This window comes from uncultured Planktosalinus sp., assembly GCF_963973675.1.
Classification (GTDB): Bacteria; Bacteroidota; Bacteroidia; order Flavobacteriales; family Flavobacteriaceae; genus Planktosalinus.
In genome coordinates, this window is record NZ_CAXBAN010000486.1 from 1 (window position 1) to 1,533 (window position 1,533).

1 protein-coding gene and 1 pseudogene are annotated in these 1,533 nt (G+C 34.9%); both read left to right on the forward strand.

Annotation, left to right across the window (positions count from 1 at the left end; genetic code table 11):
* Positions 1-180 (forward strand): annotated as a pseudogene (locus tag AACY61_RS13585) (all-trans-retinol 13,14-reductase); the annotation flags it as partial.
* A partial coding sequence (locus AACY61_RS13590; protein ID WP_339612121.1) for a C45 family peptidase occupies positions 177-1,533 on the forward strand: 1,357 nt, incomplete at its 3' end. The pseudogene AACY61_RS13585 and the gene AACY61_RS13590, both read left to right, overlap by 4 nt.

Consider the following 1,533-nt stretch of genomic DNA (forward strand, 5'->3'; position numbering starts at 1 on the left):
CCTATGAAAACATTTATTTCGCCCAAAACAAAACTTAAAAACCTCTATTTGACAGGACAAAGTATCAACATGCACGGAATACTGGGTGTAACTATTGGAGCAGTCGTAACTTGTTCAGAGATTCTTGGAAAAGATTATTTAATTCAAAAAATTAATGCAGAACTAAACGAGCATTCATGATATTCAAACTTAAAATAGGGCTGTTGTTTTTGCTGCTTTTGATGTTGAATTCATGTGGAATTTCAAAATCTATTAATCACCAACCACAGATTAAAGGGTTTGATGAATCCAAACCAAGGATTGATACTGTTTCAAATACTTTCTTTACTTATAAGTCAAATTTTTTACATAAAAACAACTATGATTTGTGGGAATTAAAAGTGTCTGGAGATCCCCTTCAAATAGGACTTATAACCGGAGCTTTAACACAACCATTATTAGAATATCAGGAACAAGCCTTTTTTAATAAAGTGGAAGAGTTAGTTCCATCTAAACTTAAACAAAACTTGTTGCGTGGCTTTTTAAAGTGGTACAACCGGAAATTGTATCTTCACGTACCTGAAGAGTACAAAACTGAAATCTACGGGCTATCGCACTATGCCGGCAACACATATAATTTTATAGCTCCACCCTACCTGAGACTCCTTTATTTGCACGCAGCCCATGATATTGGTCATGCAATGCAAGATCTGGCATTGGTGGGTTGTACTTCAATTGCTGTTTGGGGAAACAACTCTGAAGACGGGCAACTTTTAATAGGAAGAAATTTTGATTTTTATGCAGGAGATGATTTTGCTAAAAATAAAATCATTGCATTTGTAGAGCCTGAAAATGGATATCCATTTATGTCAGTAACCTGGGCAGGTATGATTGGAGTAGTATCAGGGATGAATAATCAAGGATTAACGGTGACGATGAACGCGGGTAAATCTGAAATTCCTCTGGTTGCAAAAACACCCGTTTCCATTCTGGCTCGTGAAATTTTACAATATGCAAAAAATATTGACGAAGCCATTTCTATTGCAAAAAACAGAGAGGTGTTTGTTTCAGAGTCAATTATGATTGGAAGCGCTGAAGATCAAAAAGCAATACTTATTGAAATATCACCTGATAATTTTGGTATTTACCAAGCCAACAACCAAACACAATTAATTTGCTCAAATCACTTTCAAAGTGACACTTTCAAAGATGATGAGCGAAACTTAAAACACATAGAAGAAAGCCACTCTCAATACCGATTTGAACGTGTTGAAGAAATTATGGAAAATCAAAAGCAATTGAATCCAACTAAAACAGCATTACTGTTAAGAAACAGAAATGGGCACAACAATCGAAAAATAGGCTATGGAAATGAAAAGGCTTTAAATCAACTCTTGGCACATCATGCAGTAATTTTTAAACCGGAAGAAAAATTAGCATGGGTTTCTTCAAACCCTTATCAACTGGGGGCTTTTGTTGCATACGATTTGGATGAAATTTTTAAAGAAACCGATTTAGCAACTACTTCTTTGGCTCTAAAAAGTAAAACAATAC